The sequence below is a fragment of the Paraburkholderia sp. BL9I2N2 genome (genome assembly GCF_004339745.1).
GTDB lineage: Bacteria > Pseudomonadota > Gammaproteobacteria > Burkholderiales > Burkholderiaceae > Paraburkholderia.
The window spans coordinates 1,480,732-1,499,886 of sequence record NZ_SMGP01000001.1 but is presented as its reverse complement, the minus strand read 5'-3'; the positions used below and the strand labels follow the sequence as shown (position 1 = coordinate 1,499,886).

Sequence of the window (19,155 nt, the reverse complement as noted above, 5' to 3'; positions counted from 1 at the left end):
CGATCCGCGCCGATTTGTCCGCCGGCGCATCGCTCAGTGGCCCGATCCCCGCGTATTCGTGCTCGCGTACGTATCGCCGACGATCAGATGCACGATCTCGTCGCCGTTAGTCCCGGCCACGAGCCGTTCGCCGGCGACCTCACCGCGCCGCAGCACGACGATGCGATCGGCAATGGCAAAAATGTCGTGAAGATTATGCGAGATCAGAATCACGGACACGCCTTGGGCTTTCAGCGCGGCGATCAATTCCATGACCTTGCGTTGTTCGGGTACGCCGAGCGCGGCAGTCGGCTCGTCCATGATCAGAACACGCGCATTCCAGTAAATGGCGCGGCCGATCGCAATCGCCTGCCGCTGGCCGCCGGAGAGCATCTTCACCGGGCCGCCGAGCTTGCGCTCGGGAATCACGATATCGAGGCGCTCGAGCACTTCGCGTGCGACCTGCGCCATGCGCGGCCGGTCGATGACCTGAAGCCCGAATTGCCGGCGCGTCGGCTCGCGTCCGAGGAAAATATTGCTGCCGACATCGAGGTTGTCGGCGAGCGCGAGATCCTGATAGATCGTCTCGATCCCCTGCGCGCGAGCGTCCTGCGGGTCGCGCAGCTGCAAGGGTGAGCCGTTGAACCGCAAGTGGCCCGCGTCGGCATGGTAGACACCGGAGAGGATCTTGATGAGCGTCGACTTGCCCGCGCCGTTGTCGCCGGCGAGCGCCAGCACTTCGCCCGCCATCAGTTGCAGCGAGACGCGCCGCAGCGCCTCCACGCCGCCGAAGCGGATCGAAATATCGCGCGCCTCGAGGATCGGGGTGCTCATTGGGCGCCTCCGAGACGTTCCTTGTACTGATCGATCAGCACCGACATGATGATGACGATGCCGACCACGATGAATTGCCAGAACGCGTTGACGTCGATGAATACCAGTCCGAACTCGATCACCGCGATGATCAGTGCGCCAATCAGCGTGCCGATGACATTGCCGGTCCCGCCGAACAGACTCGCCCCGCCGATCACGACTGCCGCAATCGAGTCGAGCAGCATTGGCTCCCCGGCGTTGGCAGCGCCCGCGGCAAAGCGCGCCGTATAGACGGTGCCGCCGACAGCGGCAAACGCAGCGGCGATCAGATAGATCACCAGCAGATGACGCCTGACATTGATGCCGGCGCGGATCGCCGACTGTGAATTGCCGCCGATTGCATAGGTGTACTGGCCGAACCGCGTCTTCGACAGCACGACATGCATGATGACCAGCAAAACGGCGGTCAGCGCCACCGGGGTCCAGCCGCGCCCGAGCCACGCGAGGCCGGCATTGTCCACCGCCACGGTCATGCCGCTGCCCGCCGCCAGAAAACCCACACCTCGTGCGACACCATACATGCCGAGCGTGCCGATGAAGGCGGGCACACCGAACCGCGCAATCAGTACGCCGTTGACGAGCCCCGGAATCGCGCATACCCCGACGGTCAGTGGAATGGAGAACAGCAGGATCCACGGCGAGCCGCTGCCCAGTAGCGTGAATTGCGCGACACACACGGCAGCCAGCCCCATCACAAAACCTACCGACAGATCGATGCCCGCCGTGATGATCACGAACGTCTGGCCGATCGCGAGCAGTAGCGGCGCGCTGGCCGCCAGTCCGATCGACTGCAGGTTGTAGGCGTTGAAGATGAATGAGCGATGATCCGCTATCCGCGCCCAGACTTCGAAAAACACTAGTAGCGCACACAGGAAAAGCCAGGGCCAGAGCCTGCTGATCAGTGCGAGCCTGTCGAGCCGTGAGTTGTCCATCGAGTCGTCCGGGAAGTCGGAAATGACGTGCGTGCGCGCTGCGGCGCACGCCGGGATAGGTCCTCGTTCGACAGCGCTTGTCTAGTTCGAATAGATGTACTTCTTCATGTCCGGCTGATCGATGTTCGTCTTGTCGAGCACCACGAAGCCGGTGCTCTTGAAGGGCGGAATCTTCTTGCCGCGAATCACGTCTGCCGCGAACTTCACGCCGTAATAGCCGATTTCATCCGGGCGCTGCGCGATCGCGATATCCACGAGGCCGCTTTTGAGCTGCTGGTCGATGCCAGGCACGGCGTCGAACACCACCACCTTGACAACGCCTTGCTTGCCGGCCGCCTTGACGCCTTGGGCGGCGCCGCTGCCGGAGAACGTGTTGGCACCGAACACGCCGGCAAGGTCGGGGTTGCGCGCGAGCACCGCGGCGACGTGGGATGCAGCGCGGTTCGCATCGTCCTCGTTATATTGCGTCTGCAGCACCTTGATGTTCGGGTGCTTCTTCATCTCGTCGAGGAAACCCTCGGCACGCGCATCGGTACTCGAGATGCCCGGCTTGTTGTTTTCGCAATAGACCGTGCCCTTGTCGCCGATGGCCTTCGCGAGCGAGCGCGCCGCCACGCGCCCGCCTTCCAGGTTATCCGAAGCGATGTAGGACAACGGGAAATCCGCGTCGCCCTTGCCGGTCTGATAGTGGCCGTCGCCGATATACGTATCGACCGTGATGACCTTGATGCCGGCGTCGGCCGCTTCCTTCAGCGGTCCGATCAGTTGCTGCTTGTCGACCGGTGAAACCAGCAGGACATCGGGGCGTTTGGCAATGAACGCCTTGAGGATCGGCACCTGCTCGGTGGTGTTCCATGCCTTCGGCACCTGGAATAACAACTGGACGTGTTCTTCGTTTGCGGCCCGCTCGGCGCCACGGTGCATCGTGAAGTAGAAAGGATCGGTGACGCCCGGCAGCAACGCGACGACGGGACGCGCGGCATCCGCATAAGCCGGCCCCGTGAGCGAAGATGCAACGATCGTTGCAAGTGCAATCAGATAGTGGGAAACGATGCGCTTCATTTTTGTCTTCCTCCTGTTGAGTCCGACGAACGGCGCCTGACCTGACTCGTTCTGACCTTCCCGAAGTGACGGCGTCCGGCAGTTGGCCAGTATACTGACGAGCGTCAGGATCGACCCTGGTGTTTTCCTGCATCGTTTCCGCATAGTCGCGCTGATGGGCCGGGATTGCCCTGTGCCGTGGCTGCCGTCTCGCCTACCCGGCGCCGCGTCGGCGGCGCAGCCTTGCGGCCTGTATGGTGGTGTCTCGCGGCGCCAGGTCCCGGCGATTCGAATCGATCGACCTTGAGGCAATGCCGTGCCGTCCGCCCAGCACGCACGCGGTCAGTCCGGCATGCCGTTGTGATCACCGATCGGCCTGAGCGGCCAGTCCGTCCAGCGGTCCGCGCGCGTCAGTTCGTGCGCTTCGTTGAGCGGATACCGGATACGGTTGTCTTCGCGCGGCCGCTCACCGATCACCATCAGCCTGACTTCGTCTTCAGTATTGTTGATGAAGGTGTGGCAGATACCGGTGCCGGCCGGAAACGCCACCGAGTCGCCTTCGGCAAGAGCATGCAGAACGCCGTCGATCCAGACATCGGGCCTGCCATGAAGCACGTAGACGAACTCCTGTTCGGTGCTTTCGGCGTGCGGATATGAAGTGCGCCGACCCGGCAGAAGCCTCACATGATGAATGCCGATCCGCGTAATCCCCATCGCGGCGGAGAGTGGCGCGTCAAGGCCCATCGGCTCTGAATCGCCGCGATAGCAATGCGCATGGGGTTCTTCCAGTTCGGTCCAGTGTTTGATGAAATCGGGGCGACCCATCGCTTGTTCTCCTTGAGGACGAGAAAGATGATAACGGGTTACCGAGAGTTCGACGAAACGCCGTCATTCGCCGCACGGGCGCTGATCGACTCTCACGTTCGGCCCGTGCTGCCAGCATCAATTCAATGCGCCACTCCTTATCCGTTCCAGAGACGCCAGTATCGGCGCGACCTTCGCCAGCTCTGCGCGCATCTCGTCGATCAGCCATTGGGACACCTTGCGCACCGATCCCGATGGCTCGCGCGTACGGCATTCCAGCACGTAATTGCAACCCGTCTCCACCAACCGGTCCGACGCGGGGACGACCGCCCCTGTATTGAGCGGCGCGGCGACCGCGAGAAGCCAGCCGAGCAGCGCCCCGTGCCCGAGCATGGCGCCCTGCAGCGCGAGGCCCGGATCGGAGTAGCTGGCGTGTTTCGCCGATGCATGGTTCATCACCCGCGTCAGCTCGAAATAGTCGGCCCACGTATGCGTCGTCGGCTCGAGGTGAATCAGCGTGTGGCCGCCCGCCTGACGCGGCGCGTCGAGGGGGCCGTGCTCCGCGAGATAGCCCGGGCTGCACACGGCGATGATCAGCTCCGGACAGAAACAGAGCGCATCGTGCTCGGAACCGGGCTTATGCAAACGAATGCCGAGATCGGCGCCATCGAGCGGACCGTACAGGCGGCTTGCCATCACCTGCAAGCGCAGGTTCACCGAAGGAAACGCATGCTGAAAGCGCTCGAGGCGCGGCAGCAGCCACTGCGACGCGAACCCGCTGGAGATGGAGAGCGTGACCGTCTCGCTCTCTTCCTTGCGGCTCTTCAGTTCGGTGATCGTGTCGCTCACCTGGCCGAAACCCAAGGCCACCGCGACGTGCAGTTTCGCGCCCTCGTCGGTGAGGGCCAGTCCGGTTTTTGTGCGCGAGAACAGCTGGAAGCCGAGCGCGTCTTCGAGACGCGCCACCATGCGGCTCACCGCGACCGGCGTCACGTTCAGTTCGAGCGCCGCACGCGTGAGGCTCATGTGACGCGCGGCGGCCTCGAAAACGAGCAACGCCTGAAGCGAAGGAAGTCTAAGTCCCATCTGCTAACACCATGTTATCCACGTTGACGAACATGTAAATTGACGCGCTTTCAGGGCAACTCTACTTTGTCGGCAGACCCATCGAAAGAGTCCCGACATGACAGAGCACAACGCGGACGAAGCGCGGCCAGCCGCTTCGTCTGATCCCTTGCTGCAACCGCTGACGCTCAAGCACCTGGTGCTGAAGAACCGCGTGATGAGCACGAGCCACGCGAGCCGTCTCATTCAAAACGAATTTCCGCAAGAAGTCTATCAACGCTATCACGAGGAAAAGGCCAGGGGAGGCATCGGGCTCACCATGTTCGGCGGCTCGTCGAACGTGAGCATCGACAGTCCCAACACGTTCCAACAGATCAACATGGGCGTCGACGAAGTCGTCCCGCATCTGCGGCACTTCTCCGAACGCGTGCACGCCCACGGCGCCGCCCTGATGTGTCAGATCACCCATCTCGGCCGGCGCGGCGATCCGTACGCCGAACCGTGGCTGCCGATGCTCGCGCCGTCGCCGCGCCGCGAAACGCTGCATCGCGCGATCCCGCAAGCGATGAGCGAGCACGACATCAAGCGCATCGTGGCCGACTTCGGACGCGCGGCGCGCCGCTGCCTGGAAGGCGGCCTCGACGGCCTGGAGACGCATGCGGGCGGCCATCTGATCGGGCAGTTCCTCAACCCGGCCGTCAACTTGCGCAGCGACCGCTATGGCGGCTCGGCCGCGAACCGGTGCCGCTTTGCGATCGAGGTTCACGAGGCGATCCGCAAGGAAGTCGGCGATGCCTATCCAGTCGGCTTGCGCTTCGCGCTCGAAGACGGCTGCAGCTTCGAAGAAAGTCTGGAAATGGCCCGCATCCTGCAGCAGAGCGAGCTTTTCGACTTCTTCAACGTGGTCTACGGACGCATGGACACGAAGATGTCGCTGGTCGTCAACAGCATGCCCGGCATGTTCATGCCGTCCGCGCCGTGGCTCTCCAAGGCCGCCGCGTTCCGGCGCGCGGTGCGGCTGCCGGTCTTTCACGCCGCCAAGATCGCCGATCTCGCCACCGCGCGCTATGCGATCGGCGAGGGCCTCATCGACATGGTGGGCATGACGCGCGCGCACATCGCGGAGCCGCATCTCGTGCGGCTCATCGAGACGGGCCGCGAGGAGGCCGCGCGCCCTTGCGTCGGGGGCTCGCATTGCCGCAATACGAAGGCGACCTGTATCCACAACCCGGCGACCGCGCGCGAAACCTTCCTGCCGCACGACATTGCGCCGGCCGCGGCGCCTCGCCATGTGCTGATCGTCGGCGCGGGGCCGGCCGGACTCGAAGCGGCGCGTGTGTGCGCGAGCCGGGGCCATCGGGTCACGCTGCTCGAAGCGGCCGACCGCGCAGGCGGACAAGTGCTGCTCGCGGCATCGGGAAGCTGGCGCAAGGATCTGATCGGCATCGTCGACTGGCGTCTCGCCGAACTGGAGCGGCTGCGGGTCGACATCCGCTACAACCAGTACGCCGAACTCGGCGACGTACTCCAGGAGCGCCCGGACGTGGTGATCGTGGCGACCGGCGGCACGCCCGATCTCGACGCGCTGCCGGGCGGCGAATCGTGCCGCTCGGTGGTCGATGCGTTGTCGGATACACCGCCGCGAGCCGGCCGCGTGCTCGTCTACGACGGCACCGGCCGTCATAACGCCTATCTATGCGCCGAGCGCTTCGTGTCGGCGGGACTCGACGTGCGCCTCGCCCTGCTCGACGCGTTGCCCGCGCAGGAAACCGGCGGCAAGGGCGACGACCTCGTGTGGATGCGCAACCTCGAAAAGTGGCAGGTGCCGGTGCGCGCCCATCTCGAACTCGTCGAAGTGCGGCGCGAAGTGCGGCAGGACAACGCGGGCATGCTGCGCGCGATCTTCAGGCATCAGTTGACCGACGAACTCGTGGAGCTGGAAGCGGAGCATGTGGTCGTCGAACGCGGGACCCTCGCCGTGGACGATCTCTTCGAAGCCGCCCGCGTGCACTCGGTCAACGACGGCCAAATTGACCTCGCCGCATTCGCACGCGGAAACGCGCAGCCGGTCTTGCAGGCGGCAAACGGCGACGCGCAGTTCCATCTTTACCGGATCGGCGACGCGGTGGCGTCGCGCGACATCCATACAGCGATCTATGACGCGTATCGCCTCTGCGTCGCGATGTAGGCGAACACCCTTCCCGCTCGATCAGAACTCAAAGGACAGACCATGACCATGCCTCCCGACCTCGAACGCAGGCGTGCCGTGAAAACGCTTCTCGCGGCCGGCGCCGCCGCAACCGCAGGCTGGTCCGCATGGGCCGGCGCGGCCACGACCGCGACTGCGGCCGCCGCTGCCGTTGCGAAGCCGCGTCAAGGCGGCATCCTGCGCGTCGCGACGGCCAACCAGTCGCAGTCCGATTCGCTCGATCCCGCGAAGGCCTCGCATACCGCCGACTACTCGCGCATGTTCATCTTCTACAGCGGCCTGACCGAGTTCGACAGCAACTTCAAGGTGCAGAACGCACTCGCCGAGTCGTTCGACACCAGCGATCACAAGCGGTGGACCGTCAAGCTCAAGCCGAACGTGCATTTTCACGACGGCAAGCCGCTCACGGCGGACGATATCGTGTTCTCGCTCTCGCGCCACAAGGACCCGATGACGGCGTCGAAAGCCAAATCGATTGCCGATGCCATCGACTCTGTCAAGGCGACAGGGCCGCTGCAAGTGGAGATCGTGCTGAACGCGCCCAACGTCGATCTGCCCGCGCTGCTCGCCGTGCCGCATTTTGTCATCGTCGCCGCCGGCACGAAGGATTTCTCCAAGGGCAACGGCACGGGTCCGTTCGTCTGCAAGGAATTCATGCCGGGCGGCCGATGCGTCGGCACGCGCAATCCGAACTTCTGGAAGCCGGGACTGCCGTATCTCGACGAAGTGCAGCTCGTCGGCATCGTCGACGATGCCGCGCGCCTGAACGCACTGCTCGCCGGCGATATTCAGCTCGTCTCGCCGGTGCCCGCGCGGGACGTCGAGCGCCTCAAGCGCGCCGGCGGCTTCGGCGTGCTCGAAAGCCAGTCGGGTCTCTACACCGATCTCATCCTGCGTCAGGACGCGACGCCCACCCGCAACCCCGAGTTCGTCCAGGCGATCAAGTCCCTGCATGATCGCGAGCGCATTCAGAAAACACTGCTGCGCGGCTATGCGACCATCGGCAACGATCATCCGGTTCCCGCTTGGCACCCGTACTATCTCGCGGGACTGCCGCAGCGCACTTACGACCCCGACCGCGCGAAGTCGCTCATCAAGAAAGCCAATCTGTCCGGCACGGCGGCGGAAATGGTGGCGCCGCCTTCGATCGAATCCGCACTCGATTCCGCGCAGATGTTGCAGCAAGCCGCGATGCAGACCGACCTCAAACTCGACGTGCGCCGCGTGCCCGCTGACGGCTACTGGTCGACGCACTGGATGAAGCATCCAATGACCTACGGCTCGATCCTGCCGCGGCCGACGCTCGATCTGCTCTACACGCAATTCTTCAAGTCGGATTCCGTGTGGAACGAGTCGGGCTGGAAGAATGCGCAGTTCGACGAGCTTCTGGTGCAGGCGCGCCAGGAGAAGGACGAAACCAGGCGCAAGCAGATGTACGGCGATATGCAGACCATCGTCTACGAGAAAGGCAGCATCATCATTCCTGCGTTCATCAACTTCATCGACGCGCATAGCAGCCATGTCAAAGGGCTCGCCGGTTCGCCTTCGGGACGCTTGATGGGCTACCGCTTTGCGGAATTTGCCTGGCTCGACGCCGCGTGATCGAGCGTTCGCGGGCGCTGTAACTGGCCTCGCGAATGCCAGCGGCGCCAAAGACAATGCTCGCACGTTCGACGAACCTGCCTCCGTAAAAGGGAGGCGTCACGGAGGGAAGTGATCGCGCCTCGTCACTCAGAAGCGATTGGTATAGGAGATCGCGACGGTGTGGCCGCGCGCATCGCGACTGAGGGTGATGGCCCAATTGGTCAGCAATGCCCCCGACAACGCGCCCGCCAGGTCCGCAACCAGATCCTTGTAGGAAAAGCCGCTGCTACGGCAGGTGCCGTCGATGCCTTCCTTGATCAAGCCAGGTACCGTGCCGATAAGTGTGCCGTAAATGACGGGATGCTCGGTGTCGCGTGTCAGATAAGCGCCGAGCGCACCGAAAGGCGCCGAGACCGCGAAATGCTTCAGCTTGTCGCTTTGAAACCAGCCATCCGATGTTTGAAAGCGGTATCCGCCGCGTCCGCCGTCGCAGTCCACATCGGCGTGCGCGGCAACACTTGCCGCGAGCATGATCGCGAGTGAGATGCCGTGTCCCCATGTTGTCAACATGTGTTACTCCCCGTTTGTTTTTTCGATTTGGTTTTTTCGGGGACGCGCACCGAGCCGGTACCCGTATTGCGCCGTCACCCAGTCCTGAGTTCTACAGAGACGATGCGCAGCACAATGTGCGCCGGATGACTAAACTTCCGCCATGTGTGTGTGCTGTGCCGCAGATATGGACGCCGTCCGGCTATCTGGCGGCACACCGCATGCGCCGGATGGCTCGGTCGAATTGTGGATTCTTGGCTCTGTTGACCGAGCCGTAAGCGGGGTATCGTGAGCATCGTTCCCTGTGGAGACACACATGCCCGCCTCGCTTCGCTTCGTTCACCTCGATACGCCCGATGCGCTGCTGCCCGCATTCGACGTCATGCGCCAGTTGCGCCCGCACCTGACGGACGCGCCCTCGTTCGCCGCGCAGGTGGCCAGACAGAATGCCGAAGGCTATCGCCTGCTCGCTGCGTCCGACGCGGGCAGCGTCGTCGGCCTCGCCGGTTATCGCACGCTGACTAATCTGTTGTATGGCCGCTTCGTCTATGTCGACGATCTGGTTGTCGATGGCAGCCTGCAGCGTGGCGGCGTCGGCGCGCAACTGCTCGACGCGGTACGGCAGATTGCGCGCGAAGCCGGCTGCGCGCAATTCGTGCTCGACACGGGCCTGCACATGCCGCTTGCGCAACGCTTCTATTTCCGCAATGGACTGCTCGCTCGCGGCATGCACTTCGTCGAACCGCTCGCCCCTCTTTCCCATCCTGCCGGGCTAACGTCATGAGAATTTTGCTGCTCAATGCCAGCCCGCATGGCGAGGCGAGTCACGGCTACCGTTTCGCCGACGAGATCGTCGGCATGCTGCGCCGGCACGCCGCACCCGCTGCATCGGCCATCCAGGTGATCGAACGCGACCTGGCAGCCGCACCGCTGCCGCCGGTCGCCCGCGACTATGCCCGCGCTGTCACGTCGCGTACGCCGGATAACGCGCAATTCGACGTCTCGGAGCAACTGATCGGTGAAATCGAAACGACGGATGCGCTCATTATCAACACGCCGATGCACAACTTCACGGTGCCGGCAGCGCTCAAGCTGTGGATCGACTACACGCTGCGCATTCATCGCACGTTCGCCTCTACGCCGGAAGGCAAGGTCGGACTGATGCGCGACCGGCCGAGCATCGTGATCGTCGGTTCGGGCGGCGTGCATAGCGGCGAACGCGCGCGGCAGCCGGATTTCCTGACACCGTATCTGCGCTACGCGCTCGGCTCGATCGGCATACAAAGCGTGCAGTTTCTTCTCCTGCAGGGGCTCGTAATGGGCGAAACGATGGTGGCCGAAGCGCTCGATGCGGCGCGCGCCCAACTTACCGGAGATGCAGTGTTCGCCTCGCTCGCCGCGCTGGCGGCCGGCAAAGCGACGGCGACGGCGGGTCCCGCTGCGCGGAGCGCATAGAGCACGCGGACGGAATGCGTTCCGAGAGCGCTCTTGTCGCATCGTGCGAAGGCGTGCCACGCCGCGCCAATTCGCGATCTGGAGACATACCCCGCGCGTCAGCCGTCCAGACACGCACGTAACGTTCGCGCGAGACGGCCTGCTTCATCCGCATCGGTAATGTTAGCGAAGCCCATCACGAGGCCGCGCAGCGTGCGCCGCGCGCGGCCATTCGCGTACCAGATCGAAAGCGGCAGCACCGCGAGCCCCGCCTCGCGGGCGCGCGCGGCGACGGCGACATCGTCGACCGGGCCATTGGGGCCTTCGGCGAACTGCACTGCGAACTGAATTCCACCTGGCGGCAAATCGACAATCAGCCGTTCGCCAAACGCCTGCTCCAGCGCGCGCACGATCAGCACGCGCCGCTCGGCGTACAACGCGCGCATGCGCTTCAGATGCCGCGCAAAATGCCCCTGCCCAATGAAATCCGCCACGGCGGCCTGCAATAGCGTCGGCGATCCGGCGTTCATGCTGCGCGCCACCCGCCCGACGCGCTCGACGGCCCGCTCCGGCACCACCACATATGCGAGCCGCAAACCGGGAAACATCACCTTGCTGAACGTGCCGCAATAGATCACGCGATCGCGCCGGTCGAGGCTCTTTAAAGCCGGCAAGGGCCGGCCCAGATAGCGGAACTCGCTGTCGTAGTCGTCCTCGATGATCCAGCGGGACGCCTTTCCTGCCCAGTCCAGCAGCGCCATGCGTCTCGCGAGCGACAGCGTGTGCCCAAGCGGGCTTTGATGCGACGGCGTGACCATGGCGAAGCGCGCCTGCGCATCCAGCAGTGTGCCGCGCTCGACGTCGATCCCTTCGCTATCCACCGGCACCGGCACGAGTTGCACGCCGGTCTCGGCGAGAAAACCGCGCGCCAGCAGATAGCCGGGATCCTCGAACCACACGCGATCGTTCGGGCGGGCGAGACTGCGCAACACGAGTTCGAGCGTCGCACGGTAGCCGCCGGTCACGAACACCTGTTCCGGCAGGCAGGTCACGCCGCGCGACAGCCCGAGATAGGTGGCGATATGTTCGCGCAGCGGCCGGTAGCCGGCCGGGTCCGGATACGCGAGCATCGCGCGTGCGCCGCTGCGCGCGCGCTGCGCAACGAGCCGGTTCCAGACCTTGGTTGGAAACGCGTCGAGCGCGGGCAGCCCGGGTTGCAACGGCCTTGGCTCGCCGCTCATGGTGACGGTGACGGCCAGCTGGCGCGCCGCCGCTTGACCATCGCGCGATTCAGTTGGCGTCCGCGGCGTGGCGGCACCTTCAGTGCTTTGACTACCGCGCGCATCCTGAACACCTTGCGCACGCGACGAGCGCATCACCGATGCCGGCAGCGACGGCGATACGAACGTGCCCGCCGCGCCGCGCATCTGCAGGTAGCCCTCGTCGACGAGGATGGTGTAGGCGAGCTCGACCGTGCCGCGCGCCGTGTTCAGCTGCGTGGCGAGGCCGCGCAGCGCGGGCACGCGATCGCCGGGACGCAGATGCCCGGCGGCGATCGCGGTCCTGAAGCGCTCGCAGATCTGCAGATAGATCGGCAACAGCTGCTGTCGATCGATTTCGATGGTCAAAGCGGGAGTCGGTACGGTCATGACGGTCTCGCGGGCAAGGTGAGCGGCAAACGGGCTGGACTAGTCGGGTCGATAATTCTTGGCACTTTTCGATCGAGCATGATTCTTCCACAATGGCCTCACGCGATGCGACGGCGGCGAACACTTTCATGCGATACGACGCTCGCCCGGCGCCCCCCGCGTTCATTCACTCTCTTCTGGAGAATCTGCCATGAAAATCGTCGTAATCGGTGGGTCCGGCCTGATCGGATCGCGTCTCGTCACGCTGCTCAGCGAGGCGGGCCATGAAGCGCTTCCCGCGTCGCCGCGTACCGGCGTGAACAGCGTGACGGGCGACGGCCTGAGCGACGCGCTCGCGGGCGCGGACGTCGTCGTGGATGTGACGAACGCGCCGTCATGGGAGCCGCAGGCGGTACTCGACTTCTTCCGCACCTCGGCGCGCAACCTCGGCAAGGCCGAAGCAGCCGCAGGGGTGCGCCATCACGTTGCGCTATCGATCGTCGGCTGCGACCGCTCGCCGGAGAACGCGTATTTCACGGCCAAGGTCGCGCAGGAAGAGGTGATCAGAGCCGCGGGCGTGCCGTACACGATCGTGCGCGCGACGCAGTTCATGGAGTTCATCGGCGGTATCGCGGATTTCAGCACGGACAGCGGCACCGTGCGCATCGGCGAAGGACTGTTTCAGCCGATCGCCGTCGACGATGTCGTGGCGAACCTCGCGCAGGTCGCGCTCGCCGCGCCGCTGAACGGCACGGTCGACATTGCCGGCCCGGACCGCGCACCCTTCGCGGAAATCATCGCGCGTTATCTGAAATCGGTAGGCGACGCGCGCCCGGTGGTGACGGATCGCGCCGCGCGGTACTACGGCGGCCTCGTCGAGGAACAATCGCTCGTGCCGCTCGGCGACGCGCGGATTGGCCGCGTCGGGCTTGACCAGTGGCTGGCGCAGGCTAAAAAGGGTTGATTGCACGCGTTGATCTTCTTCGTGTGAAATCCATCTGCGATGTGCAATACCAGGCGGTTCCTTTTTCAGCCCACGCCGTGAGCGCTATGAATGTAAGTTGAGGACGAGCGATCGGTTTAAAGCCGCGCACCTGGAATAAACAGACGCCTCGAGTGTTCCGTTAACGTCGAGGCTTCAGGAGATACCGTCTCGCTTTGGACGGCGCGCTCGATCCTCGCCTAAAGTTCATATCCATTTCGCTGGGTGACAAAATGCCGAATGTGAAGAAGCACTACACGATAGAAGAAGCCATGGGAGCGATTGATCGTAGCAACGGTCACGAACTGACAAACGGGCCAGGCTCACCCCGCCCTGTCGGACAAGTACCTGACGGTCGAATCCCTTACAACAATACCGGAAAAAAGCAAGGGCATGAATACATGCACCGGGGACACATCGAGCAACGAAATCATAGTGGCGATCACCCGTCAGGCCTCGTTACACTTAGCCAGCTCCAAAAGAATATGCTGAAAAAGAGCCGTACCGAGAATCGGTATACGTCCGCCCGGCTCACTCAATATCTGCTGAACAGCACACAGGGACAACAAGCGCTCGACGAGTTGGACAATAACGTCGGTAACCCGCAGAAATGGATCCAAAACATTCCGGTAACAGACGGCACAATTTACGGGTTCGAGCAAAACGGCGACGTGCCTAAACAGGTTACGAGCGCTGCGATCAATATTCGCAAAATCGGCGGCGAGTTATTTGTCGCCTCCGTCTATCCAATGGGATTTTCCGGCGAACGGAATTACGAGTTGGATACCTTTTTCTGATCTCGATCGAAGGCAACGGCCGCTGCGGATTGCCTGGCGCCGGCATCGGTTCTTCGCGATCCTCGCAGATGTCACTCAGTTTCGCTGTCGTCGGTGTCCGCATTGGCGGTCACCGTTTCCTGATTCATGGCGGCGGCTGCCAGCGTCGTTGCAAGCTCCGGGTGCGCTTCCTTGCGCTCGCTATAGCGATCGTTCAGGTAGTCGGAGCGGTCACGTATCAGTAGCGTAAACTTGTACAGCTCTTCCATCACGTCGACGACGCGATCGTAATACGACGAGGGCTTCATCCGGCCATCCGCATCGAACTCCTGCCACGCCTTCGCCACCGAGGACTGATTCGGGATGGTCACCATCCGCATCCATCGGCCGAGAATGCGCAACGCGTTCACCGCGTTAAACGATTGCGATCCGCCGCACACTTGCATCACCGCGAGCGTACGGCCCTGCGTGGGGCGAACACCACCGCTTTCAAGCGGTAGCCAGTCGATCTGGTTCTTGAATACGGCCGTCAGTGTTCCGTGACGCTCCGGGCTGCACCACACCTGCCCTTCCGACCACTCCGAGAGTTGGCGCAGTTCAACCGCCTTCGGATGATCGGCTGGCACGCTGTCCGCAAGCGGCAAGCCGTGCGGATCGAACACCCGCGTTTGCGCGCCGAAATGGCGCAGGATGCGTTCGGCTTCCAGCGCGAGCAGCCGGCTGTATGACGTGGGGCGCAGCGAGCCGAAGAGCAGGAGGATTCTTGGGGGGTGCTGCGAAACCGTGCGGGGTTCGAGTTTCTGCAGATCCGGCGAGTCGAGGTGCGGTGCGCTGAGGTTGGGCATATCCTGCGTCATCTGAGGAGCCTCCGGCCTTCGCTATCGACGACCTGCTCGCCGTCCTCTTTGGCGAACGCGCCTCTCTGCCCGGCAGGCAGGATCTCGAGCACGACCTCGGAGGGCCGGCACAGGCGCACGCCAAGCGGCGTAACAACAAACGGACGGTTGATCAGAATCGGGTACTGCATCATGGTGTCGAGCAACTGCTCATCGCTCAGGGACGCGTCGCCCAAGCCAAGGTCGGCGTAGGGCGTACCCTTTTCACGCAGCGCGGCGCGGACCGTCAAGCCGGCGCGAGCAATCAGCCCCTTCAGTGTCTTCCGATCGGGCGGCGTCCTCAGATACTCGATGACTTCGGGCTCGATCCCGGCATTGCGGATCATCGCCAGCGTGTTGCGCGACGTGCCGCAATCGGGATTGTGATAGATCGTGACGCTCATACATTTTGCCCCTTGATGCCGTGTTTCGCTTCGTACCAATGCTGCGAGCGGTTGACCACGCCGACGACGAACAACATCACCGGCACTTCGATCAGCACGCCGACTACAGTTGCCAGGGCCGCGCCTGAACGGAAACCGAACAAACTGATTGCCGTGGCGACCGCAAGCTCAAAGAAATTGCTCGCGCCGATCAGACTGGACGGCCCCGCTACGCAGTGCGCGACACCGAGCCGCCGATTCAACAGGTACGCGAGGCCCGAATTGAAGAACACCTGGATCAGGATCGGCACCGCGAGCATGGCGATCACGAGCGGCTCCTCGACGATCGCCTGCCCCTGAAAGGCGAACAGCAGCACGAGGGTCGCGAGCAGTGCGCTGATCGAATAGGGACCGAGACGCGCGACCGCCTGGCGGAAATGCGCGTCACCTTTGGCGAGCAGCTTGCGGCGCAGCAGTTGCGCGAGGACGACCGGGACCACGATGTATAGTCCAACCGAGATGATCAGCGTATCCCACGGCACCGCGATCGCAGACAGGCCGAGCAGGAGTGCGACGAGCGGCGCGAACGCCACTATCATGATGGAGTCGTTTAACGCCACTTGTGAGAGCGTGAAATACGGATCGCCCTTGCAGAGTTGCGACCATACGAAGACCATCGCCGTGCAGGGTGCGGCGGCCAGCAGGATCAGGCCGGCGATATAGCTGTCGATCTGATCGACGGGTAGCAACGGCGCAAACACGTGGCGGATGAAAATCCAGCCGAGCAATGCCATCGAGAACGGTTTGACGAACCAGTTCACGAACAGCGTGACGCCTATGCCGCGCCATTGGCTCTTAACCTGGGTCATGGCGGCAAAGTCGATCTTGACCAGCATCGGGATGATCATCACCCAGATCAGCACACCGACCGGAAGGTTGACCTGAGCCACTTCCATTGCGCCAATCGACTGGAAGAGCCGGGGTAATAATTGGCCGAACAGAATCCCGCCCACAATGCAGAGAGCGACCCAGACCGTGAGGTAACGCTCGAAAAATCCGATCGTCGGCCGTGCGCCGTCGTTCGCCGTATCAGTGCCGCTCATTGGCTTCCTCTGTGGACTTCTCGCCAATCGCGCGCATTTCTCGCAGTTGCGCTGCGTTAAAGCACATAGTCATCTCGGCCAACTCCACATGGATGGGCATCCGTTTCACGGTTTGTCTCCGCAGCAGCTGACGATGTTGCTTGCCGCACAGGTTGCACCGGCGCAGCAGTTCTCCGTCAGGAAAGCGATCAAGCCCGACATGGCGTCGAAGTTCGCCGTGTAGATGATGAAACGCCCCTCCTGCCGCGGCTTCACCAGGTCTGCATGTGACAGGTCCTTCAGGTGGAACGACAGGCTGGAAGGGGAAAGCCCAAGCTGCTGGGCGATTTCGCCGGCAGCCATGCCATCAGGGCCGGCCACGACCAGCAGACGGAAGATCGCAAGGCGCGATTCATGGGCGAGCGCGCTCAAGGCGCGTACAACGAGGTTTGAGTCCATGCCCGAACAATAAATCATCCATTTCCATATTTCAAGGATTGTTGAAATAAAGATCGGATTCAGGCGAATGACACTCGATGGCCGAGCGGAGTTCGAGCTCGCGAACGTCCAACCGCCCCTGCTTGAGTCGCTCGGTCAGCGCCTTGTCAGCGACCGCGCGGTGACTCGATACCGCTCAGGATGAGATCGATCCCGGCGAGAAAATCGACCCGGTCGTCGTGAACGCGCAACTGTCCGGCGAGGCTGCGTGCGAACGGATACTCATTCGGATCGAGCTTGGACCATACGCTCGCCATCGCGTCCAGGAAGTCGGATCTGTCGACGCTTCGCGTCCGGGCGAACTGCGTGTTGGCGGCGTTCTGTCCAGCGACGCCAAGGATGTAGTGCAGCAGCGCGGACACCGCTGCCCACTGGTCTTCATCGGACACATCAAGCGCGCGAACCTGCTGACCCAGGCATTCGACAATGCGCACCATGGGCAACTGCCCCGCCACACGTGTGAGCGCCGAGCCAACCCACGGATGCGCGTCGATCGCGTCGAACATGCCCAGCGCGAGGGCGCGAATTGTCGCCTGCGGTGTCGCGCCGGCCACGCACGACGCCATCGTGCGAGCGACGATGGCGTCGCAGGCGGCGGTCAGCAGATCGCTCTTGTTCTCGACGTGCCAATAAATGGCGCCAGCACCAGTAGCAAGCCGCTCGGACAGGGTGCGGAATGTCAGTCCGCTTTCTCCACTGCTGTCCAACAGCGCGATCGACGCCTCGATGATGCGATCCCGCGAGAGCGATTCTTCTCGTCGCTGAGGGCTACGTGGAGTGTTACGTGATTTTTTGGTCATGCCGCATCTTGACACATTTGGAATGTCGTTCCAATATTGTGGAATGACGTTCCATAACTATCTGCGGGGTTCCCGGTGGCGGCCTCCAACATCGAAGGAAGCAGGATGAATAATCCAGTCACGGTCAACCGCAAGCAATCCGCACAGAATCGATCTATTCACGACGTGATCATTTCCGGCGCGGGCCCGGTAGGGTTATTTCTCGCCTGTGAACTGGCTTTGGCCAAATGTTCCGTCTTGATACTGGAGAAGACGGAGGATCCGCACTCGCCATTGAAGCAGCTTCCCTTCGGCATACGCGGACTCTCCGCGCCCACTATTGAAGCGCTTTACCGTCGTGGATTGCTACAGGAACTTGAAATCCATAAACGCCTCAAGAATCCCCACCAAAACTCTGGCGAAGGGTCGCGTCGTCAGGTGGGACACTTCGCCGGCATTCCGTTTCATCACGGCGATATTGACACCTCTCAGTGGACGTATCGCCTGCCGAGTTCGACCGCAACCAGTTTGATATCCGAAATGGAAGAGCTTGAAGTGGTGCTGTCTCGCCGCGCAGAAGCCTTGGGCGTCGAAATCAAGCGCGGGTTTCCCGTTACCGACTTTCATCAAGCCGAGGACGGAGTCACTGTTCAGTGCGGAAACCAGACTTTTGAAAGTCAATGGCTCGTGGGTTGCGATGGAAGCCGCAGTGTTGTTCGCAAGGCAGGCGGTTTTGAATTCGTCGGTACTGAGCCGGAATTCACCGGCTACACGGCTAAAGTCGACATTGCCGATCCGGAGAAGCTCAAGTCGGGCCGAAACGTGACACCCACAGGCATGTACTTGCAGTCGCAGCCAGGTTACCTGGTGATGCAGGATTTTGATGGCGGCGCATTTCATAGCGCAGGAACGCCAATCACGCGAGAACACGTGCAGGAAGTTCTACGCCGCATCTCGACCACCGACGTGAGTATCAATGGCTTGCACATCGCGGCCACGTGGACGGACCGGGCACGGCAGGTAACAACCTATCGCAACGGACGGGTTCTTTTAGCTGGCGATGCCGCGCACATTCATGCGCCGCTTGGAGGCCAAGGGCTCAATCTTGGCCTCGGCGACGCCATGAACCTGGGCTGGAAGCTCGCCGCCACCATCAAGAGGAAAGCGCCGGAAGGCTTGTTGGACAGTTATCAGACGGAACGACACCCGGTCGGTGCACGGGTTCTGGACTGGTCCCGCGCCCAGGTCGCAATCATGAGACCCGACCCACAAGCCCGCGCGCTAAATGCAATCATCCGCGACCTGATGAACACGCGCGATGGTGCCACCTACTTTGCAGGAAGGGTGTGGGGCGTTTTCACAAACTACAATCTTGATGGCGGCCATCCTCTCGTAGGCCATAGCGTTCCCAACTTTGAGTTCGAAGACGGCGCAACAATCGGTCAGCTAATGCGCGATGGCCGGGGCGTACTGCTTGATTTTGACAGCAACGCTTCCCTGAAAACTTTGGCGAACTCAGATGACGACCGAATCAAGTACGTTTCTGGCCGGGCGAAAGAACAATTGGGCTTGAGCGCTGCACTGGTACGTCCTGATGGGATTATTGCCTGGGCCTCTGACAACGACCCGGACTACAGCGAACTCCAAAAAGCCGCGGCTCGCTGGTGAAGGACGGAATCAGG

At 62.6% G+C, this 19,155-nt stretch carries 19 protein-coding genes; 7 read left to right on the top strand and 12 right to left on the bottom strand.

Annotated elements, in window-relative coordinates; translation table 11 throughout:
* Positions 1–33: 33 nt before the first annotated feature.
* The 5 genes from B0G74_RS07065 to B0G74_RS07045 all read right to left on the bottom strand — a co-directional run bounded on the left by B0G74_RS07065 (position 34) and on the right by B0G74_RS07045 (position 4,715).
* Complete coding sequence (locus B0G74_RS07065; RefSeq protein WP_132374134.1) at positions 34–813, bottom strand: ATP-binding cassette domain-containing protein; 780 nt, start codon at positions 811–813, stop codon at positions 34–36.
* On the bottom strand, positions 810–1,784 hold the full coding sequence (locus tag B0G74_RS07060) for a ribose ABC transporter (protein WP_132374133.1): 975 nt from the start codon (positions 1,782–1,784) through the stop codon (positions 810–812). The genes B0G74_RS07065 and B0G74_RS07060 overlap by 4 nt, the downstream gene beginning before the upstream one ends.
* An 81-nt stretch (positions 1,785–1,865) precedes the next feature.
* Entirely contained in the window at positions 1,866–2,846 is a 981-nt protein-coding gene (locus B0G74_RS07055) for an ABC transporter substrate-binding protein (RefSeq protein ID WP_132374132.1), read from the bottom strand.
* A gap of 321 nt (positions 2,847–3,167) precedes the next feature.
* Complete coding sequence (locus B0G74_RS07050) at positions 3,168–3,650, bottom strand: cupin domain-containing protein (protein WP_132374131.1); 483 nt, start codon at positions 3,648–3,650, stop codon at positions 3,168–3,170.
* A 117-nt stretch (positions 3,651–3,767) separates the two neighbouring features.
* Positions 3,768–4,715 (bottom strand): LysR substrate-binding domain-containing protein, encoded by a 948-nt coding sequence (locus B0G74_RS07045; RefSeq protein ID WP_132374130.1) that lies wholly within the window; start codon positions 4,713–4,715, stop codon positions 3,768–3,770.
* A 97-nt stretch (positions 4,716–4,812) separates the two neighbouring features.
* On the opposite strand from B0G74_RS07045, the gene B0G74_RS07040 reads away from it, so the two are divergent.
* The gene (locus B0G74_RS07040) at positions 4,813–6,882 is read left to right on the top strand and encodes an FAD-dependent oxidoreductase (protein ID WP_132374129.1); all 2,070 of its coding nucleotides are present in this window, start codon (positions 4,813–4,815) and stop codon (positions 6,880–6,882) included.
* 42 nt (positions 6,883–6,924) lie between these two features.
* Positions 6,925–8,505 (top strand): ABC transporter substrate-binding protein, encoded by a 1,581-nt coding sequence (locus B0G74_RS07035; RefSeq protein ID WP_132374128.1) that lies wholly within the window; start codon positions 6,925–6,927, stop codon positions 8,503–8,505.
* A 129-nt stretch (positions 8,506–8,634) separates the two neighbouring features.
* On the opposite strand, the gene B0G74_RS07030 is transcribed toward B0G74_RS07035, so the two are convergent.
* A complete protein-coding gene (locus B0G74_RS07030; RefSeq protein WP_132374127.1) occupies positions 8,635–9,057 on the bottom strand; it encodes a hypothetical protein in 423 nt (140 codons plus the stop codon).
* A 295-nt stretch (positions 9,058–9,352) separates the two neighbouring features.
* Here B0G74_RS07030 and B0G74_RS07025 point away from each other — a divergent pair, with 295 nt between their 5' ends.
* Together B0G74_RS07025 and B0G74_RS07020 are read left to right on the top strand one after the other, a co-directional pair.
* Positions 9,353–9,820, top strand: a complete 468-nt coding sequence (locus tag B0G74_RS07025; RefSeq protein WP_132374126.1) for a GNAT family N-acetyltransferase — start codon at positions 9,353–9,355, stop codon at positions 9,818–9,820.
* Entirely contained in the window at positions 9,817–10,491 is a 675-nt protein-coding gene (locus B0G74_RS07020; protein ID WP_132374125.1) for an NAD(P)H-dependent oxidoreductase, read from the top strand. The genes B0G74_RS07025 and B0G74_RS07020 overlap by 4 nt, the downstream gene beginning before the upstream one ends.
* A 98-nt stretch (positions 10,492–10,589) precedes the next feature.
* Here the strand turns inward: B0G74_RS07020 and B0G74_RS07015 are convergent, their stop codons facing one another.
* Positions 10,590–12,119, bottom strand: coding sequence for a PLP-dependent aminotransferase family protein (locus tag B0G74_RS07015; protein WP_132374124.1), 1,530 nt, complete (start codon positions 12,117–12,119; stop codon positions 10,590–10,592).
* A gap of 190 nt (positions 12,120–12,309) precedes the next feature.
* Here B0G74_RS07015 and B0G74_RS07010 point away from each other — a divergent pair, with 190 nt between their 5' ends.
* Together B0G74_RS07010 and B0G74_RS07005 are read left to right on the top strand one after the other, a co-directional pair.
* The gene (locus B0G74_RS07010; protein ID WP_132374123.1) at positions 12,310–13,062 is read left to right on the top strand and encodes an SDR family oxidoreductase; all 753 of its coding nucleotides are present in this window, start codon (positions 12,310–12,312) and stop codon (positions 13,060–13,062) included.
* 194 nt (positions 13,063–13,256) lie between these two features.
* Positions 13,257–13,877, top strand: a complete 621-nt coding sequence (locus B0G74_RS07005) for a hypothetical protein (RefSeq protein ID WP_132374122.1) — start codon at positions 13,257–13,259, stop codon at positions 13,875–13,877.
* Between the two features lie 71 nt (positions 13,878–13,948).
* On the opposite strand, the gene arsH is transcribed toward B0G74_RS07005, so the two are convergent.
* The 5 genes from arsH to B0G74_RS06980 form a co-directional block, all read right to left on the bottom strand.
* Positions 13,949–14,713, bottom strand: a complete 765-nt coding sequence (gene arsH, locus B0G74_RS07000; protein ID WP_132374121.1) for an arsenical resistance protein ArsH — start codon at positions 14,711–14,713, stop codon at positions 13,949–13,951.
* Positions 14,710–15,135 (bottom strand): arsenate reductase (glutaredoxin), encoded by a 426-nt coding sequence (arsC, locus tag B0G74_RS06995; protein WP_132374120.1) that lies wholly within the window; start codon positions 15,133–15,135, stop codon positions 14,710–14,712. The genes arsH and arsC overlap by 4 nt, the downstream gene beginning before the upstream one ends.
* Positions 15,132–16,217, bottom strand: a complete 1,086-nt coding sequence (gene arsB / locus B0G74_RS06990; RefSeq protein WP_132374119.1) for an ACR3 family arsenite efflux transporter — start codon at positions 16,215–16,217, stop codon at positions 15,132–15,134. Before arsB ends, arsC begins: the two co-directional genes overlap by 4 nt.
* Before the next feature lie 105 nt (positions 16,218–16,322).
* Entirely contained in the window at positions 16,323–16,655 is a 333-nt protein-coding gene (locus tag B0G74_RS06985; protein WP_132374118.1) for a metalloregulator ArsR/SmtB family transcription factor, read from the bottom strand.
* 146 nt (positions 16,656–16,801) lie between these two features.
* Positions 16,802–17,494, bottom strand: coding sequence for a TetR family transcriptional regulator (locus tag B0G74_RS06980; RefSeq protein WP_132374117.1), 693 nt, complete (start codon positions 17,492–17,494; stop codon positions 16,802–16,804).
* Between the two features lie 105 nt (positions 17,495–17,599).
* Between B0G74_RS06980 and B0G74_RS06975 the strand changes: the two genes are divergently transcribed.
* Positions 17,600–19,141 carry an FAD-dependent monooxygenase gene (locus B0G74_RS06975; protein ID WP_132374116.1) on the top strand — a complete coding sequence of 514 codons (1,542 nt, stop codon included), beginning with the start codon at positions 17,600–17,602 and terminating at the stop codon, positions 19,139–19,141.
* Positions 19,142–19,155: the final 14 nt, after the last annotated feature.